Origin of the sequence: Sphingopyxis witflariensis (genome assembly GCF_002205635.1) — a bacterium.
GTDB classification, from domain to species: domain Bacteria; phylum Pseudomonadota; class Alphaproteobacteria; order Sphingomonadales; family Sphingomonadaceae; genus Sphingopyxis; species Sphingopyxis witflariensis.
Genome location: NZ_NISJ01000008.1, coordinates 80,971 through 97,802, shown reverse-complemented (window position 1 = coordinate 97,802; position 16,832 = coordinate 80,971). Strand labels below are relative to the sequence as shown.

General features: G+C 63.1%; 22 protein-coding genes and 1 tRNA gene. 11 read left to right on the top strand and 12 right to left on the bottom strand.

Annotated features, from left to right (window positions below; all coding sequences use genetic code 11):
- Positions 1-15: 15 nt before the first annotated feature.
- From CDQ91_RS14610 to CDQ91_RS14590, 5 genes are all read left to right on the top strand, one after another.
- Positions 16-231, top strand: a complete 216-nt coding sequence (locus CDQ91_RS14610; RefSeq protein ID WP_088473465.1) for a hypothetical protein — start codon at positions 16-18, stop codon at positions 229-231.
- Positions 231-2,060 carry a hypothetical protein gene (locus tag CDQ91_RS14605; RefSeq protein WP_088473464.1) on the top strand — a complete coding sequence of 610 codons (1,830 nt, stop codon included), beginning with the start codon at positions 231-233 and terminating at the stop codon, positions 2,058-2,060. The genes CDQ91_RS14610 and CDQ91_RS14605 overlap by 1 nt, the downstream gene beginning before the upstream one ends.
- Positions 2,053-2,985 (top strand): tyrosine recombinase, encoded by a 933-nt coding sequence (locus CDQ91_RS14600; RefSeq protein WP_088473463.1) that lies wholly within the window; start codon positions 2,053-2,055, stop codon positions 2,983-2,985. Before CDQ91_RS14605 ends, CDQ91_RS14600 begins: the two co-directional genes overlap by 8 nt.
- Positions 2,986-2,995: 10 nt before the next feature.
- A complete protein-coding gene (locus CDQ91_RS14595; protein WP_088473462.1) occupies positions 2,996-3,943 on the top strand; it encodes an acetyl-CoA carboxylase carboxyltransferase subunit alpha in 948 nt (315 codons plus the stop codon).
- Positions 3,944-4,116: 173 nt separating this feature from the next.
- The gene (locus CDQ91_RS14590) at positions 4,117-5,628 is read left to right on the top strand and encodes a M48 family metalloprotease (protein WP_088473461.1); all 1,512 of its coding nucleotides are present in this window, start codon (positions 4,117-4,119) and stop codon (positions 5,626-5,628) included.
- 83 nt (positions 5,629-5,711) lie between these two features.
- Here CDQ91_RS14590 and CDQ91_RS14585 read toward each other — a convergent pair whose 3' ends face one another.
- Positions 5,712-5,894 carry a Flp family type IVb pilin gene (locus CDQ91_RS14585; protein ID WP_088473460.1) on the bottom strand — a complete coding sequence of 61 codons (183 nt, stop codon included), beginning with the start codon at positions 5,892-5,894 and terminating at the stop codon, positions 5,712-5,714.
- Positions 5,895-6,033: 139 nt separating this feature from the next.
- Positions 6,034-6,204 (bottom strand): Flp family type IVb pilin, encoded by a 171-nt coding sequence (locus CDQ91_RS14580; protein ID WP_088473459.1) that lies wholly within the window; start codon positions 6,202-6,204, stop codon positions 6,034-6,036.
- Positions 6,205-6,397: 193 nt separating this feature from the next.
- Here CDQ91_RS14580 and CDQ91_RS14575 point away from each other — a divergent pair, with 193 nt between their 5' ends.
- A complete protein-coding gene (locus tag CDQ91_RS14575) occupies positions 6,398-6,799 on the top strand; it encodes a (deoxy)nucleoside triphosphate pyrophosphohydrolase (RefSeq protein WP_088473458.1) in 402 nt (133 codons plus the stop codon).
- 31 nt (positions 6,800-6,830) lie between these two features.
- Here CDQ91_RS14575 and CDQ91_RS14570 read toward each other — a convergent pair whose 3' ends face one another.
- Positions 6,831-7,715, bottom strand: coding sequence for a class I SAM-dependent methyltransferase (locus CDQ91_RS14570; RefSeq protein WP_237245994.1), 885 nt, complete (start codon positions 7,713-7,715; stop codon positions 6,831-6,833).
- Between the two features lie 9 nt (positions 7,716-7,724).
- Between CDQ91_RS14570 and CDQ91_RS14565 the strand changes: the two genes are divergently transcribed.
- From CDQ91_RS14565 to CDQ91_RS14550, 4 genes are all read left to right on the top strand, one after another.
- Positions 7,725-8,594, top strand: coding sequence for a ComF family protein (locus CDQ91_RS14565; RefSeq protein ID WP_088473457.1), 870 nt, complete (start codon positions 7,725-7,727; stop codon positions 8,592-8,594).
- A 4-nt stretch (positions 8,595-8,598) separates the two neighbouring features.
- The gene (gene grxC, locus CDQ91_RS14560; protein ID WP_088473456.1) at positions 8,599-8,859 is read left to right on the top strand and encodes a glutaredoxin 3; all 261 of its coding nucleotides are present in this window, start codon (positions 8,599-8,601) and stop codon (positions 8,857-8,859) included.
- Positions 8,860-8,861: 2 nt separating this feature from the next.
- Positions 8,862-9,341, top strand: coding sequence for a DUF1178 family protein (locus CDQ91_RS14555; protein ID WP_088473455.1), 480 nt, complete (start codon positions 8,862-8,864; stop codon positions 9,339-9,341).
- Positions 9,342-9,376: 35 nt separating this feature from the next.
- A tRNA-Arg gene (locus CDQ91_RS14550) sits at positions 9,377-9,453 on the top strand.
- A 129-nt stretch (positions 9,454-9,582) separates the two neighbouring features.
- Here the strand turns inward: CDQ91_RS14550 and CDQ91_RS14545 are convergent.
- Genes CDQ91_RS14545 through CDQ91_RS14535 form a run of 3 tightly spaced genes read right to left on the bottom strand, consistent with a single transcriptional unit; the run spans position 9,583 to position 10,565 of the window.
- Entirely contained in the window at positions 9,583-9,954 is a 372-nt protein-coding gene (locus CDQ91_RS14545; protein ID WP_088473454.1) for a helix-turn-helix domain-containing protein, read from the bottom strand.
- A gap of 39 nt (positions 9,955-9,993) precedes the next feature.
- Positions 9,994-10,296, bottom strand: a complete 303-nt coding sequence (locus CDQ91_RS14540) for a helix-turn-helix transcriptional regulator (protein WP_088473453.1) — start codon at positions 10,294-10,296, stop codon at positions 9,994-9,996.
- Positions 10,293-10,565 carry a hypothetical protein gene (locus CDQ91_RS14535; protein WP_088473452.1) on the bottom strand — a complete coding sequence of 91 codons (273 nt, stop codon included), beginning with the start codon at positions 10,563-10,565 and terminating at the stop codon, positions 10,293-10,295. The genes CDQ91_RS14540 and CDQ91_RS14535 overlap by 4 nt, the downstream gene beginning before the upstream one ends.
- A 230-nt stretch (positions 10,566-10,795) precedes the next feature.
- Between CDQ91_RS14535 and CDQ91_RS14530 the strand changes: the two genes are divergently transcribed.
- Positions 10,796-11,443, top strand: coding sequence for an outer membrane protein (locus CDQ91_RS14530; protein WP_088473451.1), 648 nt, complete (start codon positions 10,796-10,798; stop codon positions 11,441-11,443).
- Between the two features lie 509 nt (positions 11,444-11,952).
- Here CDQ91_RS14530 and CDQ91_RS14525 read toward each other — a convergent pair.
- From CDQ91_RS14525 to CDQ91_RS14500, 6 genes are all read right to left on the bottom strand, one after another.
- The gene (locus CDQ91_RS14525) at positions 11,953-12,507 is read right to left on the bottom strand and encodes a hypothetical protein (protein ID WP_088473450.1); all 555 of its coding nucleotides are present in this window, start codon (positions 12,505-12,507) and stop codon (positions 11,953-11,955) included.
- A 313-nt stretch (positions 12,508-12,820) separates the two neighbouring features.
- Positions 12,821-13,129: a TM2 domain-containing protein gene (locus CDQ91_RS14520; protein ID WP_201791904.1), complete on the bottom strand. Its 309-nt coding sequence runs from the start codon at positions 13,127-13,129 to the stop codon at positions 12,821-12,823.
- Between the two features lie 69 nt (positions 13,130-13,198).
- Positions 13,199-13,513, bottom strand: coding sequence for a hypothetical protein (locus CDQ91_RS14515; protein ID WP_088473448.1), 315 nt, complete (start codon positions 13,511-13,513; stop codon positions 13,199-13,201).
- A 4-nt stretch (positions 13,514-13,517) separates the two neighbouring features.
- The gene (locus CDQ91_RS14510; RefSeq protein ID WP_088473447.1) at positions 13,518-14,045 is read right to left on the bottom strand and encodes an HK97-gp10 family putative phage morphogenesis protein; all 528 of its coding nucleotides are present in this window, start codon (positions 14,043-14,045) and stop codon (positions 13,518-13,520) included.
- Positions 14,042-16,504 (bottom strand): phage tail length tape measure family protein, encoded by a 2,463-nt coding sequence (locus CDQ91_RS14505; RefSeq protein ID WP_088473446.1) that lies wholly within the window; start codon positions 16,502-16,504, stop codon positions 14,042-14,044. The genes CDQ91_RS14510 and CDQ91_RS14505 overlap by 4 nt, the downstream gene beginning before the upstream one ends.
- Positions 16,497-16,832 carry a hypothetical protein gene (locus CDQ91_RS14500; RefSeq protein WP_088473445.1) on the bottom strand — a complete coding sequence of 112 codons (336 nt, stop codon included), beginning with the start codon at positions 16,830-16,832 and terminating at the stop codon, positions 16,497-16,499. The genes CDQ91_RS14505 and CDQ91_RS14500 overlap by 8 nt, the downstream gene beginning before the upstream one ends.

Genomic DNA, 16,832 nt, shown 5'->3' with positions numbered 1-16,832 from the left:
GCACCGCGCGGGACAATGTTTTTGCATCGTGGCGGCAACGCGATGAGCTGTGGGCATGGGATATTGCACGCGAAGGACAGATCGGGAAAAGGCCGCTGGATTGCACGGTTGATCGTGCTGGCACTGTTGCTGGCGGCTTTCTGGTTACTGCTGTTCTACATGGGTCGGCCGATTGCGCCACGAATGATTGAGGTTGATGTGACCGACAAGATTGCCGAAAGCGCTCCGTGATGAAGAAAAAAATGATTTCGCTGAGCCTCGGCCTGTCAGGCGCCGCGCTCGCTGCCGCGCTGGTGCTGCCTGCGCTCGCGCAGGAATCGCTGTTGCCCGAGGGCTTCGGCAAACCCGCAGACACCCCGGCGCCCGCGCCGCGACCCTCGCCGACGCCTTCGTCCACCCCCACTCCGACATCGACGCCCAAGGCGGGAACCACCGCACCGTCGGTCACGCCGACGGTCGGCGGTAGCGGGACGAGCGCCGCGCCGTTGGCCACCACCGCGGCCGCGACCGACGAAGAGGGTGAAGACGGCGAAGAGGTTGCGCCCGGCACGCTGAAATATGATTTGCCGCCGGGCGCGCGCCGTTTGCTGACGCGCATCGGCCCGCTGACCCCCGAAACCGGCGGTCTTGCGCCCGACGCATTTGGCGTGCGCGGCCAATATGCCGCCGCGATCATGCGCGGTACGCGCGGGACGATGGCGTCGCGCTGGGGACAGATTTTGCTCCGTCGGTCGTTGACTTCGGCCATCGACACGCCCGCGACGATCAACGGCGCCGACCTCGCTGCCGATCGCGCGGCGCTGTTGCTGCGCATGGGCGAATCGATCGCAGCGCGCTGGATCGTGCAGTCGGTCGATTATGACCGTGCGAGCCCGCGGCTGGTGTCGATTGCGCAGCAAACCTATCTGGCCAATGCCGATCCGGCGGGCCTGTGTCCCTATGTTCCCGCAGGCCTTGCGCATGGTGACGAACAGGGGTGGAGGCTGTCGTCCGCAATCTGTTCGGGTCTGCAGGGCGACGCGGGGCCGGCGGGCTGGGCGATCGGGCGTGTCCGGTCGAGCGGCAAGATTTCGAATTTCGACATATTGCTGGCCGAGCGCGTGCTCGGGGCAACGGGCGCCGGGCGGCGCTCGACGACGATCGAGTGGGACAAGGTCGACCGGTTGACCAGCTGGCGATTCGGTATGGCGACTGCGACGGCGATTCCGATCCCCGACCCGCTGCGCGCATCGGCACCCGCCTATATGCAGGGCTGGACCGTGCTCGCGCCGATGACCGAGATGGCGAACCGCGTCGCCGCCGCGCCCGACGCTGCGGCGCGCGGCGTGCTGTCGAGCGAAGCCTATGTCTCGCTGCTCAGCGCGGCGGCGAGCGAGGAAGAACCGGGCGACGCGCTCGCGAACCAGACGAGCCAGCTGCGCAGCGCCTTTGGCGCGCCGCGCGGCGCCGATCGCTATGCCGCGATGGAAGGCCTGTGGGGTGCAAATCCTGCGCAAACCTATGCCGCTATGGTCGCGACCGCGCGCGCTGCGGCGGCGCTGCCGGTGAGCACCGAGGTCGGCGATGATCCCTGGCAGCTTTTGGGATCGATGCTCGCGGGCGGCTATGACCGCAACGCGATGGCGTGGGCGCCAAAGATTTCGGTGGGCAGCCGTGCGTGGGGCGTACTCGCGGTCGGATCGCCGCAGCCGCTCAATGGGACGACGGCGGGCCGCATCGGCGATTTCGCGGGCAGTGACGACAGCGCCGATTCGCTGCGATCGAAGTTCCTGCTCGCGGGCTTGGCCGGGCTTGGCCGGATTGATGCAGGTGATACCGCGTCGGCGGCGAGCGACCTTGAGGTCAATTTCGGCAAACAGACGCGTTGGTCGCGTGCGATCATGTCCGCAGCCGAACGCCGCGAACCGGGGATGGTCGCGTTGCTCGCGGCGGCGGGGATGCAGGGCGACTGGTCGAAAATGCCGCCCTATCATCTTTATTATATCGTCCGGGCGCTGCGCGAAGTCGGGCTGGCGAACGAAGCGCGGATGATCGCGGCCGAAGCTTTGGTGCGTGTCTGACGGGCCGCTGATCGAGCGCTTTTTGGAGATGATGGCCGCCGAGCGCGGCGCATCGCGCAACACACTGGCGGCCTATCGCCGCGACCTTGAGCAGGCAGCCGAATGGACCAGGGGCGCGTTGTCCGACACCGATGCGGTGGGCCTGCGCAAGCTGATGGCCGATTATCATGTCCTGGCGGCGAGCAGCGCGGCGCGCAAATTATCGGCGCTGCGCCAGTTTTTTGCTTTCCTGCTCGACGAGGGTGAGCGCGCCGACAATCCTGCGCTCGACATCGCGCGGCCGACGACGCGGCGGCCGCTGCCGCGCATATTGACGCATGACGATGTGAACCGGCTATTCGCGCAGGCGGGCGAGGAGGCCGAGGGTGAGGCGCCGCCCGCCGCGGCGGTCCGCATGCTGTTGCTGCTTGAGCTGCTCTATGGGTCGGGGCTGCGCGCGAGTGAATTGGTGTCGCTCCCGCGCCGCGCGCTCACGGGCGAGCGCGAATATCTGATCGTGCGGGGGAAAGGCGACAAGGAGCGGCTGGTGCCGCTGTCCGAGCGGTCGCGCGCGACCCTTGACCGCTGGATACTCTTGCTGGCCGATGGATCTCTCTGGCTGTTTCCGTCGGGCAAGGCGCATCTGTCGCGGGTGCGGCTCTTCCAGATGCTGCGCGAGCTGGCGGCGCGCGCAGGGCTCGATCCTGCGGGGGTCAGCCCGCATGTGCTGCGCCACGCCTTTGCTACCCATTTGCTGGAGGGCGGCGCGGATTTGCGCGCCTTGCAGCTGATGCTCGGCCATGCCGACATCGCGACGACCGAGATTTATACCCATGTCGACAGCCGCCGACTCGTCGAGCTGGTCAACCGGCGGCACCCGCTCGCGCGCATGGCAACAGGGCATGACGCGCCGCCAGACGTTGACGTTGCGGCGCCATCGGCTTAGCGGTCCGACGATGACAGCCTTTCTGGATTTTGAAAAACCCGTCGCGGCGCTCGACCGCCAGATCGCCGAATTGCGCGAGATGGGCGACGACCCGACGCTCAACATCGACAATGACATTGCGCGGCTGGAGGCCAAGTCGGCGAAAATGCTGCGTGATATCTACACGCGGCTGACGCCGTGGCAGAAGACGCAGGTCGCGCGCCATCCCGACCGGCCGCATTTCAAACATTATGTCGCGGGTCTGTTCGACGACTGGATGCCACTGGCTGGCGACCGTAATTTCGGCGACGATCAGGCGATCATGGGTGGGCTCGCGCGTTTTCGCGGTCGCCGCGTGATGGTGATCGGCCATGAAAAGGGCGACGATATTCCGTCGCGCATGAAGCATAATTTCGGGATGGCGAAGCCCGAGGGTTATCGCAAGGCGATCCGGCTGATGCAGTTGGCCGATCGCTTCGGCCTGCCGGTGGTGACGCTGGTCGATACGTCGGGGGCTTTTCCGGGAATTCAGGCCGAAGAACGTGGGCAGGCTGAAGCGATTGCACGCTCGACCGAGCAATGCCTTGCGCTGGGCGTACCGATGATCGCCGCGGTCGTCGGCGAAGGCGGGTCGGGCGGTGCGATTGCGCTGGCTGCGGCGAATCGTGTCCTGATGTTCGAACATGCGGTTTATTCGGTGATTTCACCCGAGGGCTGCGCGTCGATCCTGTGGCGCACGTCGGACAAGGCGGCCGATGCGGCGGCGGCGATGAAGATGGCGGCGGAGGATCTGCTGGCGCTGAAAGTGATCGACCGCATCATTCCCGAACCCGTCGGCGGCGCCCACCGTGCGCCCGATGTGGCGATTGCCTCGCTTGGCGATGCGATCGCCGCAGAACTCGACACGCTGTCGGGCCTGCCGCGCGATACGCTGCTCGCAGCGCGTGAGGAAAAATTCCTGGCCATGGGCCGCGCCTGACCGGCTCATCGTCCAACCGGGATTGCGGGGGCCGGCCGATCGCCGGGGCCGGAACCCGAACGGCCATATCGCGTTCCACTACACAAAGCCGGCATGCCGTGGTTCATCCGTGGCTTGCCTTGTGGCGAATCGGGGATATTCCCTGACAATGAGAGCATAAGGGAGGCACGTCGATGACTCGGAAGAAAAAAAAAGGTCTGGCTATCAAGCTGGTGGCATCGGCGGCTCTGGGCAGTCTGGCCTTTACAGGCGTGGCCGATGCCCAGCTCAAGGCGATCCAGACCGCGACGAGTATATCGGCCACCGACCGCAAGCAGGGGAGTGAGGCGCATCCCGAGCTGATGGCGGAATTTGGCGGTGCCTATACGGGGCCGCAGGCGAGCTACGTCAACCGGATCGGTCAGAATATCGCCGTTCAGTCGGGCCTGTCGCGCTCGCCCAGCGACTTCACCGTGACCCTGCTCAACTCACCTGTGAACAACGCCTTCGCGATCCCCGGCGGCTATGTCTATGTCACCCGTCAGTTGATGGCCCTGATGAACGACGAGGCCGAACTTGCAGGCGTACTGGGGCATGAGGTTGGTCATGTGGCGGCCCGGCACAGCAAGAAACGCCAGTCGGCGGCGACGCGCAACCAGATCCTCGGCGTGCTGGGCGCGGTGCTGGGCGGGGCGATCGGTGACAATGGCGGCCTGCTCGGCGGGCTGGGCGGATTGCTTCAGAATAATGCGATGCAGGTCGCACAAATGGCGACGCTGGGCTTTTCGCGCGGGCAGGAATTGGAGGCCGATCAGCTTGGCGTCCAATATCTGCGCAGCGCGGGCTATGATCCGATGGCGCTGTCGACGATGCTCGCCAGCCTCGCCAACCAGACCAGCCTCGAAGCGCGGCTGGCGGGCGGCGACGCGCGCTCGCTGCCCGAATGGGCGAGCACCCACCCCGACCCCGCATCGCGCGTTCGCAATGCCGAAACGCTGGCGACCCGCGTGGGCGGGGCCGGGGGGAAGCGCAACGCCGATGCCTTCCTCGCCTCGGTCGACAATGTGCTGTACGGCGACGATCCGGCGCAGGGCGTGGTCGAGGGCAATGAGTTTTTGCACCCCGACCTCAAGCTGCGCTTCGCTGTTCCGAACGGCTATGGGATGCAGAACGGCGCCAGCGCGGTGATGGTCAGCGGCAATGGCGGACAGGCGCAATTTTCGACCGGGCCGTATAGCGGCGATATGAATTCCTATGTTTCGGCGGTGTTCAAGGGGGTCGCGGGCAATACGTCGATCAGCCCGAGCAGCCTGCAGCGGACGACGGTGAACGGCATTCCCGCCTATTATTCGACTGCACGGGCGAATAGCCAGTCGGGGCAGGTTGATGTGACCGTCTTTGCCTATGAATTTTCGCGGAGCAGCGCCTTTCACTTCGTCGCGCTGACAAAAGCGGGCGGGGCCAGCGTGTTCAATTCGATGTTCAACAGCGTCCGGCGGCTGAGTACGGCCGAAGCGGCGGCGATCAAGCCGCGGCGTATCGATGTCGTGACCGTGGGGCGCGGCGATACGGTCGCCACGCTCGCCCAGCGCATGGCGTACAGCAATTACAAGGCCGAGCGCTTCCAGGTGCTCAACCGGCTGTCGGCCACCCGCCGCCTGACTCCGGGGCAGAAGGTGAAGCTGGTCGTTTACGCGGCCCGATAATGCGAAGCGTATAAGAAAAGGGCGGTGGATCGCTCCACCGCCCTTTTTTGGCCTGCCGAGGCAGGCGCTGAATCTGCCTGGCTTTACGGAGCCTTGGTATTGGCGGCGCTCAGGCCGGTCTTGACCTTGTCAAAGGTCGTGTTCACTTCGCCGCCAACGAGGCCAAGCGTGGTGATCAAACCAACGGCGATCAGAGCGGCGATCAGGCCGTATTCGATGGCGGTCGCGGCCTTGGTGTCGCGCCCGAACTTTTTAATGAACTTCATGTCTGGTCTCCTGACAAGTCACTTACCCTGTTGACGGTCTGGTCGTGGTCAACGCTGCCGGTCTAGGTCGAATAGGTTTTGAAATTCTTAACTTGGTCGCATGTCGATGCATCGGGCGGATGTCTGTCCGCCTAGCGGCCTACATTGCGGCATCAATCTCCGATCCCACATGGCGCCACATCTTGCCCGTCTCTTCGCCGACAGCCGCGATGGTCGCCATCGCAGCGATAAAAATCAGCGCGATGATCAGGCCATATTCGATCGCTGTCGCGGCCTTGGTCGACCGCATCATCCCGGCAAATATCTTCATCGTTCCGCCCCTGTCTCGAACCGGGCGCAGCATTCCTGGACAGCACGGCGCTCGCCTGGCTTCGATCGGTCTGGTCCCGATCGCCTGAAACCTCAGCCGTGCAATCCGGGGATTCTGGCCCTAGAGTTCCCGATCGTGCCCGTCGTCGCACAGGAGGGTTAATAATTTGTCGGTTTCGCAGCAGGGAAAGTCGTTGGAAAATTGTCTCATTGTGGTTGCGGCGGCGCTGGTCGACCGCGATGGTCGCCTGTTGGTGCAGCAGCGCCCCGAAGGCCTGTCGATGGCCGGATTATGGGAATTTCCCGGCGGTAAGATCGAACCCGGCGAAACGCCCGAACAGGCGCTGATTCGCGAATTGGAGGAAGAGCTGGCGATTGACGTCGATCACGCCTGCCTCGCTCCCGCCTGTTTCGCCAGCGAGCCGCTGGGCGACAAGCATTTGCTCCTGCTCCTCTATGTCTGCCGCAAATGGCGTGGGACGCCGGTGGCGCAGCATGCAAGCGCGCTGCGCTGGGTGCGTCCGGTCGAACTCCATGGCCTTGCCATGCCGCCGGCCGACGAGCCGCTGATCGGCTTGCTCGAGGCACTGGTTTGATCTGACCCTTCGTCCCTGCGAAGGGTGACGTTCATTTCTGCGGTTTCAGCGCTTCGCTCAGCGACGCGGTGCCGCTGCCGCGCCGTGCAGGTTGCGGTTGGTCGGGATGCGGCGCCCAGCCGCTGAAATGGACGAGGCGAAACTGTTCGCCGATGCGGCCGTCGGGGTCGGCCTCGGCCGCGAAGGCAGCGGCGATTCGCGCGGCCTCTTCGCGCGTCAACGGGGCCGGGGCCGGGGACAGCCGACTCGACAGGCCGCCCGCGCGCAGGTCGCGAACCAGCGCGAACATGTTTCCATAACGCACCGTCAACGCTTCGACATCGACCACAGGCAGCGCGAAGCCGACCCGCTGGAGCAAATTGCCCATTGCGGCGAGGTCGATCTGCGGATGCATCCGCGCGATCGAACGCACGCCGTCGGCCATCACGGCGCGGCGCAGCCGGGGCAGGCTGCCGTCGCCAACGAATGCGCCGAGCAGCAGCCCGTCGGGCGCGAGCAGCGCGCGCAGGCGGACGAGCGCGCCGGGCACATCGTTGATGCTGTCGAGCCCGCCGGGCCATAGGATCAGATCGAAGCTGCCGAACGGCAGGTCGATGGCATCGGCCTCGACCGCCAATGCGCCATTTTCCGCGGCCAGTCTCGGGCCTGCCTCGGCTATCGTCAGTTCGGTGCCGGTGCCGTTCAGATGCGCGATCAGCGACGGATCATGCGCGCCGACAAGCAAGCACCGTGAAAATTCGCGAGTCACCATCGTCAGCCGGTCGAGCAGGGTGTCGGCGATGATCGGTGCGAGGAAATTGGCTCCGGCGGGCTGACGCGCCATACGGTCGCGCTGGGCGCGGGTGCGGAGGGGAGAAAAGAGCGGGCTTTGGGACTGCGACATGCCGCGCTTGTGCCGCCCCGGGCGATGCTTCACAAGTCCGTCATGGCGACGCAAACGGGGGACGCCGAAATCGATGTGCCGGCGAGGGCTGGAGAGGGGCTGTTGCGCGCTCTGCGCAAGGCGGCACGCGCTGTCGTCGATTATGCCCTGCCGCCGCGTTGCCCCGGCTGCGGCGTCATTGTTGGCGAAGACCGGCAATTTTGCCTGACCTGTTGGTCATCGCTCTATTTTCTCGATGGCCCGGCCTGTTCGCATTGCTCGATCCCGCTGCCGACGGCCTTGCCGGACGTGGCGATCGCGTGCGGCGCCTGCCTTGCCAGCCCGCCGCCCTTCGATGGCGCACCGGCGGCGGTCGCCTATGGACCGGTGGCGCGCACCGTCGCGCTGCGGTTCAAATATGGCCGCCGGCTCGGTCATGCCCGCCTGATGGCGCAGTTGATGGCGCGGCGCGTCGTCGCATTGGGTGCGCCAGAGGCGATGCTGCTCGTCCCCGTGCCGCTCCATCGCTGGCGGCTGTGGTCGCGCGGGTTCAACCAGGCGGCGCTGGTCGCGGATGCGCTGACGAAGGCGACTGGCGTAGCGCATGATCATCATCTGCTGCTGCGAACCAAGGCGACGGCGGTGCTGCGCGGCAAGGGCCGCCGCGAGCGCGAGCGCATCGTTGCCGGGGCTTTCGCGCTGGCGGCGGAGGCGAAAGATCGGGTGGCCGGACGGCATCTGGTGCTGATCGACGATGTTCACGCGAGCGGGGCGACCTTGCGCGCGGCAGCGCGCGTGCTACGGCGCGGCGGCGCGGCGCGCGTATCGGCGCTCACCTGGGCCCGCGTCGTTCCCGATGCGCTGATGACAAGCAACATATTTGACTTTGCGTCGTTGGATTCCGATATCGATGACGAAAGGATGACAGGATAGCCGCATGGCAAAGATAGAAATCTATACCAAATTCCTCTGCCCCTATTGCACGCGGGCCAAGGCATTGTTCGACCGCAAGGGCGCCGAATATGAAGAGATTGACGTGACGATGGACCGCGCAGGTTTCGATAAGATGGTTGATCGCGCGCGCGGTGGCCGTACCGTGCCGCAGATATTTATCGACGGAAAACATATCGGTGGCAGCGACGATCTGGCGGCGCTCGATGCGCGCGGCGGTCTCGATCCCTTGCTCGGGATGGCCTGACCTTGATCGTCTTCGACCTTTGCTGCGCCGCCGGCGATCACCGGTTCGAGGCATGGTTCGCGAGCAGCGACAGCTTCGCCGACCAGCAGGCACGCGGGCTGATTTCCTGCCCGGTCTGCGGTGACAGCAAAGTCAAAAAGGCGGTGATGGCGCCGCGCGTCGGCGCCAAGTCGAACCGGCAGGTCAGCGTGCCCGCGAAATCTGGCAGCGGCCCGGCGCAGGAGCCGGCTGGTGGGTTCTCACCCGAACTGGTGCGTCAGCTGATGGCAGAGATTGCGGCCAAGCAGGCCGAGATGCTGCCCCAGTCGCGCTGGGTCGGGCGCGATTTCGCCAATGCGGCGCGCGCGATGCACGAGGGCCGCGCGGCCGAGGACCTAATTCACGGACAGGCCTCACCCGAAGAGGCCGAGGCGCTGCGCGACGACGGCATTGCGGCGATGCCGTTGCTCGTCCCGATCATTCCACCCGATCTCGCCAATTGACGCTGCCAGCGCCCTGCCGCTACACGGACCCCGGCGCACCCGTAGCTCAGCAGGATAGAGCATCAGATTCCTAATCTGGGGGCCGTGGGTTCGAATCCCGCCGGGTGCACCATATTTTCAATGACTTAGCGATTAAATCGCCCCTCTTCTGACTTTCTCCATGTAACACGGAGTTTCAACGATTTTCGCTGATTTTCAGTGCGTTTCGGTGACTCGATGCAACATGGATGGAACATGGCGGCTACTTCTTTTCGAGAAATCCGAGCAGATATGCTCGCGCCTCTTCCACGCTGGTCGAACCGATCCTCTTTGGGCGAATTTTGGCGCGTGGCGCGCGTGGGATATTTCGCCTCTTCGGAGCGTTCGGGGTGGGCGCGATAGTGTCGGTGGGCGCAATATCGATGACCGGTTCCGGTGCTGGCGCGATCGTCTCGAATCGCTGGACCTCGGCCGCAGGAATGCGGATGAGGCTGCCAATACGGAAGCATTGCAGCTCACCCTGGTTGATCAGCTTGCGGACGACATTGCCGCTGCATCCCCACCGATCGGCGAGTTGGGCGACGGAATATGGCCGGACGTCATGCTCGGGTAGGATATGGCTCTGGTCGCTCATCGGCGGCGCAACTGTTCGGCACGCTGTGCGATACGGGCTTCACTCACTTCCTTGAGGTCTTTCGCCACGGCCACGCTCCTTTTTTTCGCGCATTAGCTGCGAGAAGGGAATGATCCCGTCGGCCCGCTTCCTCGAGGTTCGCCTTTCGGTGGGTTGCAACGGAGTGTTCTGGCGGACGCGCGACGCGATGTAGTTGTCGCAATCCTCAAGGCGATAAAGGATCTTGCGCGCGCTTATCCTGACATAGGCGATTTCGCCGCGGCCTCGGATGTCGCGCAGCGTTCTTTCGCTGATCCTCAGCCGTGCGGCGGCTTCCTTTTCGGTCAAAAGCTCGATCATCATTTCCGCCTATATTTCGGATCATCGGCATAGAGTGGACTGTCGGCGCGCCAATCATATGGATCGCCGTTGACGATGCGCTCAAGGTGCTTGTCGAGCGTCGGCTTGTGCCAATGATCGCGCCCGCCAAGGATGACGGGGACCGGCAGGCGACCGGCGATAATCTCGCGCTCGAATTGCGCCTCGCTCAGGCAGCAATAATCGGCCGCCAGCTTGCGGGTCATCATCGCCGGCCAGTTCGGGATGCGCTCGATGCGGGTGGTATGGGGCATGGGGCCTCTCAATCTGGGGCCATCCGAATCGTGACCCTCAATTTGGAGCGATGCTATCGAGATGTCCGGCCAGCTGACACCCCGGTTTTGAGACGGGGCGCCACAAGCGACAACCGCGAACTCATCTGTGCATTGCTGCCATTTTGAATGCTTTCGTTCCAATCTCAGCTTTCCCGCGGGTTAGAATAGGACTATCCGCCCTCGCACCATCAACGAAGTGGGGGGAATATATGTTCAAGTATGCAATTGCTGCGGCCGTCGTCGCTGTCAGCATCGCGCCAGCACAGGCGCAAGATTTTCCGGGCCTTCGTGTTGAGGCCAACGTCGGTTTCGACAGCACGCGGGGGAAGCTTTCCTATAAAGACACGGCCGCACCTGAAGATGACTTCTCAGTCGGTGAATCGACAAGTGGCGTGACCTATGGCGGGACCATTGGGTACGATGCCAAAATGTCGGACAGCATCTATCTCGGCTTCGAGGTGTCGGCCGACTTCGCCGACAACAAGCGGTGCGAAGAAGTGTTCGGCGATGATGCGGCTTGCTTCTCGCTCAAGCGCAACCTGGCTGCGGGCGTTCGCATCGGTACTGCGGTCGCGAAGTCGACCCTGTTCTATGTCGGCGCCGCATATGTGAACGGCAAAGCGCGGGTCAGCTACACCGATGAGCTCGACGCATCGAACAACATTTCCGATTCGGATGCGCGCGACGGTTACCGGCTGAGCGCTGGCATCGAACACCGGCTGAGCGGCAACATCTTCGCGAAGGCCGAATATCGCTACAGCGATTACAAGGACTATAAGCTGGCCGACGGGACCGAAAGCCTCGCGCTCGGGTTCAGCCGCCACCAAGGCGTCGTGGGCGTCGGCGTCCGCTTCTAAATCAGAAAGGCCCCGCCAGTGGACAGGCGGGGCCCTTCCGGCCTCATGCGCGTATTACAACCCACAGAGGCAATCTCGCCCCGCCGATCTTTGGGTCGCAGGGACCGACGGGTTCTCTGCGATGATAGCAAATGGAGTGGGAGTCAATTCGGATGAAGGCGGCGCTGGTTCAATGCGGGACTCACAAAAAGCCCCGCCGGTAAGGGCGGGGCAAGGGGGAGAGGTATCAGAAAAAAGGGCCCAGCCCGCAAGGAACTGCGGGACAGGTTGGCGCCTCTAAGCAGACGGATTGTTACATGCAAGTGACGGGCGTGAAAAACCCCGCCGGGCGCGGGGCTCGACGGGGTGGGTTGGCGGCTAAATCTGGAATTGTGCTTATGCGGCCTTCTTCATTTCGACCGGCTTATCATTGGATCCAAACATGGAAGTGCGCTTCAGCGACGACAGCCCTTGTGACCTAATCGCATGCGCAAATACGGCCACAAAGGCCGTGTCCATAGCTTTGACGTTCATCCCACTTCTCCGTTAGCACCCTTCGTCGGCGCAATGTTGAGGGTTAGATATAACCATGCGCCGCGCATTGCAACGCTGCTGAATATAGCGAAGTCCTTAAGCATGGATAAAGCGGACGAAAAAAATTGTCGATCCGCAGGACTACGTAGATGGAATTTCACATGCGCGGAAGGCATCTCGGATGCAGCAAGGTAAACTGTGCGCGAGAACATTCGCCCCATGATGTTCGCATAATCTTCGAGGGAGAGTTCGCCGTAATCAAGCGTCGGGGACAGAAGGAGATGTCGCACGCGCAAAACCTTACCCTCATAGCCAGGCAGAAGTGTACTGTTCACTTGTGCGATCGCTGCATAGCTACCGTCATCACCGCGGAGAGCAAAAACGCCAGCGTCTTTGGGCGATTCCGTTGCGATAGCGCGCAAAACCGGTAGGGACCCAACAGCATACTGATCGAAATCTTCACCGAACGCCTCACATTGAGCGCGCCAGTCCGTCTCAAACAGGCCCCATGTTCCTGTTGAAACCAACAACTTTTCTAAATGATGATCCATATTCCCTCCCCGTTGGTCGGGCTGCCCGACGAAAGGAACTGAGTCAATATCGAGATACCGAAAAGAATTATTCTGACCAAGTTATGCACAGGCCGGCGCTCCACCACCCATGGACGACCTGTGAATGGAACTAGCTTCCGAATCCGCCCTCCCCGGTCACAAGAGAGGTAGAGCTAGGGCTTGCGGGTCGGAAAAAGCCATTCCTCCCAGAATGTCTGGAGGCGGCGGTTCGTTTCCTCCAGGTGGCGATTAGTTGCGATCAGCGTCAACCAAAGGACGGCGCCGACACCAATTATGGCCCAAAACTCCGCGCTCATGCTAGCGCCGGTTCCGCGCCGTTCATGGCCATCATTTCGACCATAAGGCCTTGGCGCATCTCGGCGCGTTTCTTGCGCAACATGTCGGGAATCAGGAACGCGTCGATAAGAACCCAAATGAAACCGACCAAGATGAAGTAAGATAAAATCTGTAGAATCGCGCTGGCGGGGCGCCCCAAATAAAACCGATGGCCACTCACAAACCAGAGGAACAGCCAGAGCAGATAGGCAATTGCAGTGCTTGGGCCGTCATTTGTCACTCGCTGTTCGATAAGCTGTAATTGACCAGTTGAAAGCGCCATCATTTCCCTCCCATGACATCCCCCGATGTCTAATGGCTCAACCTCACAGCTATTGCTGAAGATCGCAAGTAATCAATCGTCGTTGGCGGCCTCGATCGGCTCCCCCTCGTCGAGCAGCCCCGATCGCTTAAGTTCGGCTTCGATGATGCCTTGCCCCCGATAGGGCTGCTCGACGAGCTGGGGAGAGCCGATATTGATGCTGGGAAGACCGGCGGGCAATCCATTCGGGAACATGCGTTCGACAAGTTTGGCCATCGCGCGGCTCAATTCGGATAGCCCTTCCGGGTCCGGTGCGAGACCGGCCTGGACAAGATGGTCGTGCAAGGCGCCCATCGTTTCGCTGAGTTTCTTCAGTCCTTCCGGATCGATGATCGTCTTGTTCGTCATATCGTCATCCTTTCGCTGATTTCTTCGCCGCCCGGGCTGCGGCCTTGGCGATTTCGTCCCATAGTGCTGGTGCCATGCGTTCGACGGCCTTGTGCTTTTCCCGTTCGAACGCGGGTCGCATGAAGGGCTGGGGCGCCATGCTCTCCGTCCCATATTCCACGAAGATCGAGTATGCCGCAACGCCGCCGCTGTTCTGCAGGAAGCGCGTTTTGCGCTTGTTGCGCCGGGTCTTCGATTCCTTGGGGGGCAGGACCGATCCGTCGATGCCAATGAATGTATAGACGGTGTCGTCCTTGCTCCGCAGCGAGCGGCCCCGGCCCATGTTGGCCTTCGTGCCGATCTTGATGGCCTCGCGCAGGTTGCCCTTGTCCTCGGGTGCCAGGCGCCGGGCTTCCTCGGCGATCGGCTCGGCAGCGACCTTGAGGGCGCGGGTGGCGATATTCCGGGCAGTCGCCGTCTTGCCGATCTCGCGCAATGCTTTCTCAAGCTCTTTGCCGCCTTCGAATTTGAAGCGTGATGACCCGGTGCTCATGGCTTTGCCGAAAGCAGTCGCCGTGCATCGCGCTGCATCTGGCTCTGGCTCTTCCGAAAACTGTCTGCGTTGGGTGTCGTCACGTTCCAGACGAAGGTGTTGCTGCGGCCGCCATCTCTGGCGCCGCGATCCGGCGCGTCTCGCAACGCATGGTTAGGGATGACCTGTCCCGATTGGCGTGGTGTGAACAGCTCCGGACCCTTTTCGCCAACCAGATATGTGCGGCCCGACATTGCGGGGCCGCCGCTGGCAAGCGCCCCGTCGATCGGGAGGCCCATTGCGATGGCGAGGGGGCGAGTGATGAGCTTCTGGATCGCCAGCCGAAGGAGGTCCGCGAGGATGGACTGGATCGCCCGGTGGGCCAGTTCGCGGAGGTTCCCGAACTCAATGCCGGCGGTGACCAGCGTCTCGGTCAATGTGTCGAGAGCGCGAACCCCGACCTGTTGCAGCGGGCTCAGGTCAATCTTCTGGATCGCGTCGTTGATCCGCTCCATGTCCTCGCCGAAACGATCGCTGATCTGCGCCGAAGTGTCCTCGATCGATGTTGAGCCCCGCGACAGGGTTATTGCGGTCGGATCGTCGTCAACGCCGCCGGGCCGGTCGCGATGCAGGCCCGCATATTCGCGATTGAGGGCGCGGACGGCGGCGGCATGTTCATCGGCCGAGAGCTTCCCGGCTTTGTGATAGGCATCCAGCGCAGCCCGCTCATTCTCGAAATCGATGCGGAGTGCCTGCTCGGGGAATAGCCGTGCCAGAATTCCGGCGACCGTCTGCTGAAGCTCACGGAACGCTTCGGCCGCTTTGCTGGTCGCAGCTTTGACCGGCTTGACCATCTCGGCGTCGAGGCGCTGCATGTGCTGGCCGATCTGGTCGACCATGTCGGGAATGTAGCTGTGGCCGACAACCGCGTCATACAAGCCATAGAACCAGCCCTTGACGGCTTCGACCTTCGCTTTGACGCCCTCCCAGATGGCGTTGAGCTTGGCGCCCATCCACGACCCGATGCCCTGCACCATTTGGCCGATCCAGCCGATCACCTTCGCGGGCAATCCGCCGAAGAGGCTGTTTATCGCGCTGCCCAGATGCTCGAATGCGCCAACGATATCACCGCGGAACAGTGACCCGATGGCCCGGCCAAATTCGAGCAGGGTGTTCAGAACATTCCCGACCGTCTGGGCCATCAGCTTGAGGGCGCCGAGGATGACGGGGCCGAACGCATTGTTGAAGGCCATGTAAAGCTGCCCGAGCAGGCCGATCGCGGCGCTGATCGCCGGACCCAGCGGGCCGTTCCATAGCTCGGAGAACATCGAGGTGAGGGTGCTGACGATCTCCTGAAGCGGCGGGCCGAGCGTGTCGCTGATCGTCTTCCAGAGGCTTTCGAGGACCGGGGCGATTTTGTCCCAGTTCTGATAAATCAGGTAGCCCGCAGCGCCGATGGCTGCGGCTGCGGCGATCCATGGTGCGGCAGCAATGGCGAGGGCCGCGAAGCCTGTCGATGCGCCCCCTGCTGCTGCACCGGCCGCTGCGGATGCTGCCGCTGACGTTGTGAAGGCGGCGGCGAGCGGCGCGGCGAGTTTCACGATGCTGCCGGCGACAGCGAGGAAGGGGCCGAGCGCGGCGGCGATGCCTCCCCCGATCACGATGGCCTTTTGCATCTCGGGCGAAAGGCCGGTGAAAGCGCCTGCGAGTGACTTGATCGCGTCGGTGATGACAGGGATGACAGGGAGGATCGCTTCGCCGATTCCGTCCATCGCCTGATCGATCGCGACCTGTGCCTGGCGCCATGGCTGGGTGTCTGCGGCGGCCTGCGCGGCGCCTCCGAACTGCTTGGCGACCTCGTCGAGGATGATCCCCTGCGCCCGCGCGGTCTGCCCCGTCTTGGTGAATGCTTCGATCTGGGCCTTCTGCGACGCGGTGAACTGGACCCCGACCTTGGTCAGGGCCGTGATGCCCTTGATCGGATCGTTGAGCGCTTTGCCCAACATGATGGCGGCGGACTGGGGATCGCTGCCCATGCGGGTGGCCATGTCGATCGCGGCCTGCTGTGCGCGATCGAACTGCTCCCCGGCGACATTCCCGAAAGTCAGCAAATTTGCCGTAACTTTGGTCAGGATTTCATCGGCGGCGAAGAGAGACCGCATCTCCATCTTGTCGGCGTTCTTCGCCAACTCGTCGGCCGTCTTGCCCGATACCGCGCCCATGGAGGTGAGCGCTGCCTCGACCTGGCCCATGGCGGCGCGCTGTTCCTGTGCGCCCTTGACCGCTGCGGCGCCGATGGCCGCGAGTGGCAAGGTCAGCCCGATCGTGAGGTTCTTGCCAAAGTTCTGCATCGACGAGCCGATCTTTTCGAACCGCTTCTGCGCGGCGCGAAAATCCTTCTCGGCAACACCGAGCCCGGAGCGGAATGTACCGGAATCGAGCCCGAGCCTGACAAGTAGGGAGCCGACAGTTTCAGCCATCTCGTTTCACCCTTCGTATGGTCATGTTGTTATTGTCGCTCGCTGCAATGCTGCGGAACATCGCCAGCACCTTCCGGGACCCAGCTTCGCGTTCGGCCATCTCTTCATCTTCTGACAGCGGCGGCTTCGGTAGATATTCAGCGAGCGGCTTGACCTTCTTCTCGTGGGCGAAAAACTCACCCCACCAAGCCCCAGCGATCACATGGGCGTAATCATCGCGACGGCGTTTGGCGGCGCCGAGCATCGCAGCGTTGAACGTCGCGAAGGTCTGGTCCCAGAAGAGGTCCGGTCCCAAACCCGCAGAGGCCCAATTGGTCAGCATCGCCAT

What these genes read in the sequence shown, in the direction of transcription:
- CDQ91_RS14610 (WP_088473465.1), top strand. Translation starts at nt 16, where the DNA reads ATGTTTTTGCATCGTGGCGGCAACGCGATGAGCTGTGGGCATGGGATA.
- CDQ91_RS14605 (WP_088473464.1), top strand. Translation starts at nt 231, where the DNA reads ATGAAGAAAAAAATGATTTCGCTGAGCCTCGGCCTGTCAGGCGCCGCG.
- CDQ91_RS14595 (WP_088473462.1), top strand. Translation starts at nt 2,996, where the DNA reads ATGACAGCCTTTCTGGATTTTGAAAAACCCGTCGCGGCGCTCGACCGC.
- CDQ91_RS14590 (WP_088473461.1), top strand. Translation starts at nt 4,117, where the DNA reads ATGACTCGGAAGAAAAAAAAAGGTCTGGCTATCAAGCTGGTGGCATCG.
- CDQ91_RS14585 (WP_088473460.1), bottom strand. Translation starts at nt 5,894, where the DNA reads ATGAAGTTCATTAAAAAGTTCGGGCGCGACACCAAGGCCGCGACCGCC.
- CDQ91_RS14580 (WP_088473459.1), bottom strand. Translation starts at nt 6,204, where the DNA reads ATGAAGATATTTGCCGGGATGATGCGGTCGACCAAGGCCGCGACAGCG.
- CDQ91_RS14565 (WP_088473457.1), top strand. Translation starts at nt 7,725, where the DNA reads ATGGCGACGCAAACGGGGGACGCCGAAATCGATGTGCCGGCGAGGGCT.
- grxC (WP_088473456.1), top strand. Translation starts at nt 8,599, where the DNA reads ATGGCAAAGATAGAAATCTATACCAAATTCCTCTGCCCCTATTGCACG.
- CDQ91_RS14545 (WP_088473454.1), bottom strand. Translation starts at nt 9,954, where the DNA reads ATGAGCGACCAGAGCCATATCCTACCCGAGCATGACGTCCGGCCATAT.
- CDQ91_RS14540 (WP_088473453.1), bottom strand. Translation starts at nt 10,296, where the DNA reads ATGATGATCGAGCTTTTGACCGAAAAGGAAGCCGCCGCACGGCTGAGG.
- CDQ91_RS14535 (WP_088473452.1), bottom strand. Translation starts at nt 10,565, where the DNA reads ATGCCCCATACCACCCGCATCGAGCGCATCCCGAACTGGCCGGCGATG.
- CDQ91_RS14530 (WP_088473451.1), top strand. Translation starts at nt 10,796, where the DNA reads ATGTTCAAGTATGCAATTGCTGCGGCCGTCGTCGCTGTCAGCATCGCG.
- CDQ91_RS14525 (WP_088473450.1), bottom strand. Translation starts at nt 12,507, where the DNA reads ATGGATCATCATTTAGAAAAGTTGTTGGTTTCAACAGGAACATGGGGC.
- CDQ91_RS14520 (WP_201791904.1), bottom strand. Translation starts at nt 13,129, where the DNA reads ATGATGGCGCTTTCAACTGGTCAATTACAGCTTATCGAACAGCGAGTG.
- CDQ91_RS14515 (WP_088473448.1), bottom strand. Translation starts at nt 13,513, where the DNA reads ATGACGAACAAGACGATCATCGATCCGGAAGGACTGAAGAAACTCAGC.
- CDQ91_RS14510 (WP_088473447.1), bottom strand. Translation starts at nt 14,045, where the DNA reads ATGAGCACCGGGTCATCACGCTTCAAATTCGAAGGCGGCAAAGAGCTT.
- CDQ91_RS14505 (WP_088473446.1), bottom strand. Translation starts at nt 16,504, where the DNA reads ATGGCTGAAACTGTCGGCTCCCTACTTGTCAGGCTCGGGCTCGATTCC.
- CDQ91_RS14500 (WP_088473445.1), bottom strand. Translation starts at nt 16,832, where the DNA reads ATGGCGATGCTGACCAATTGGGCCTCTGCGGGTTTGGGACCGGACCTC.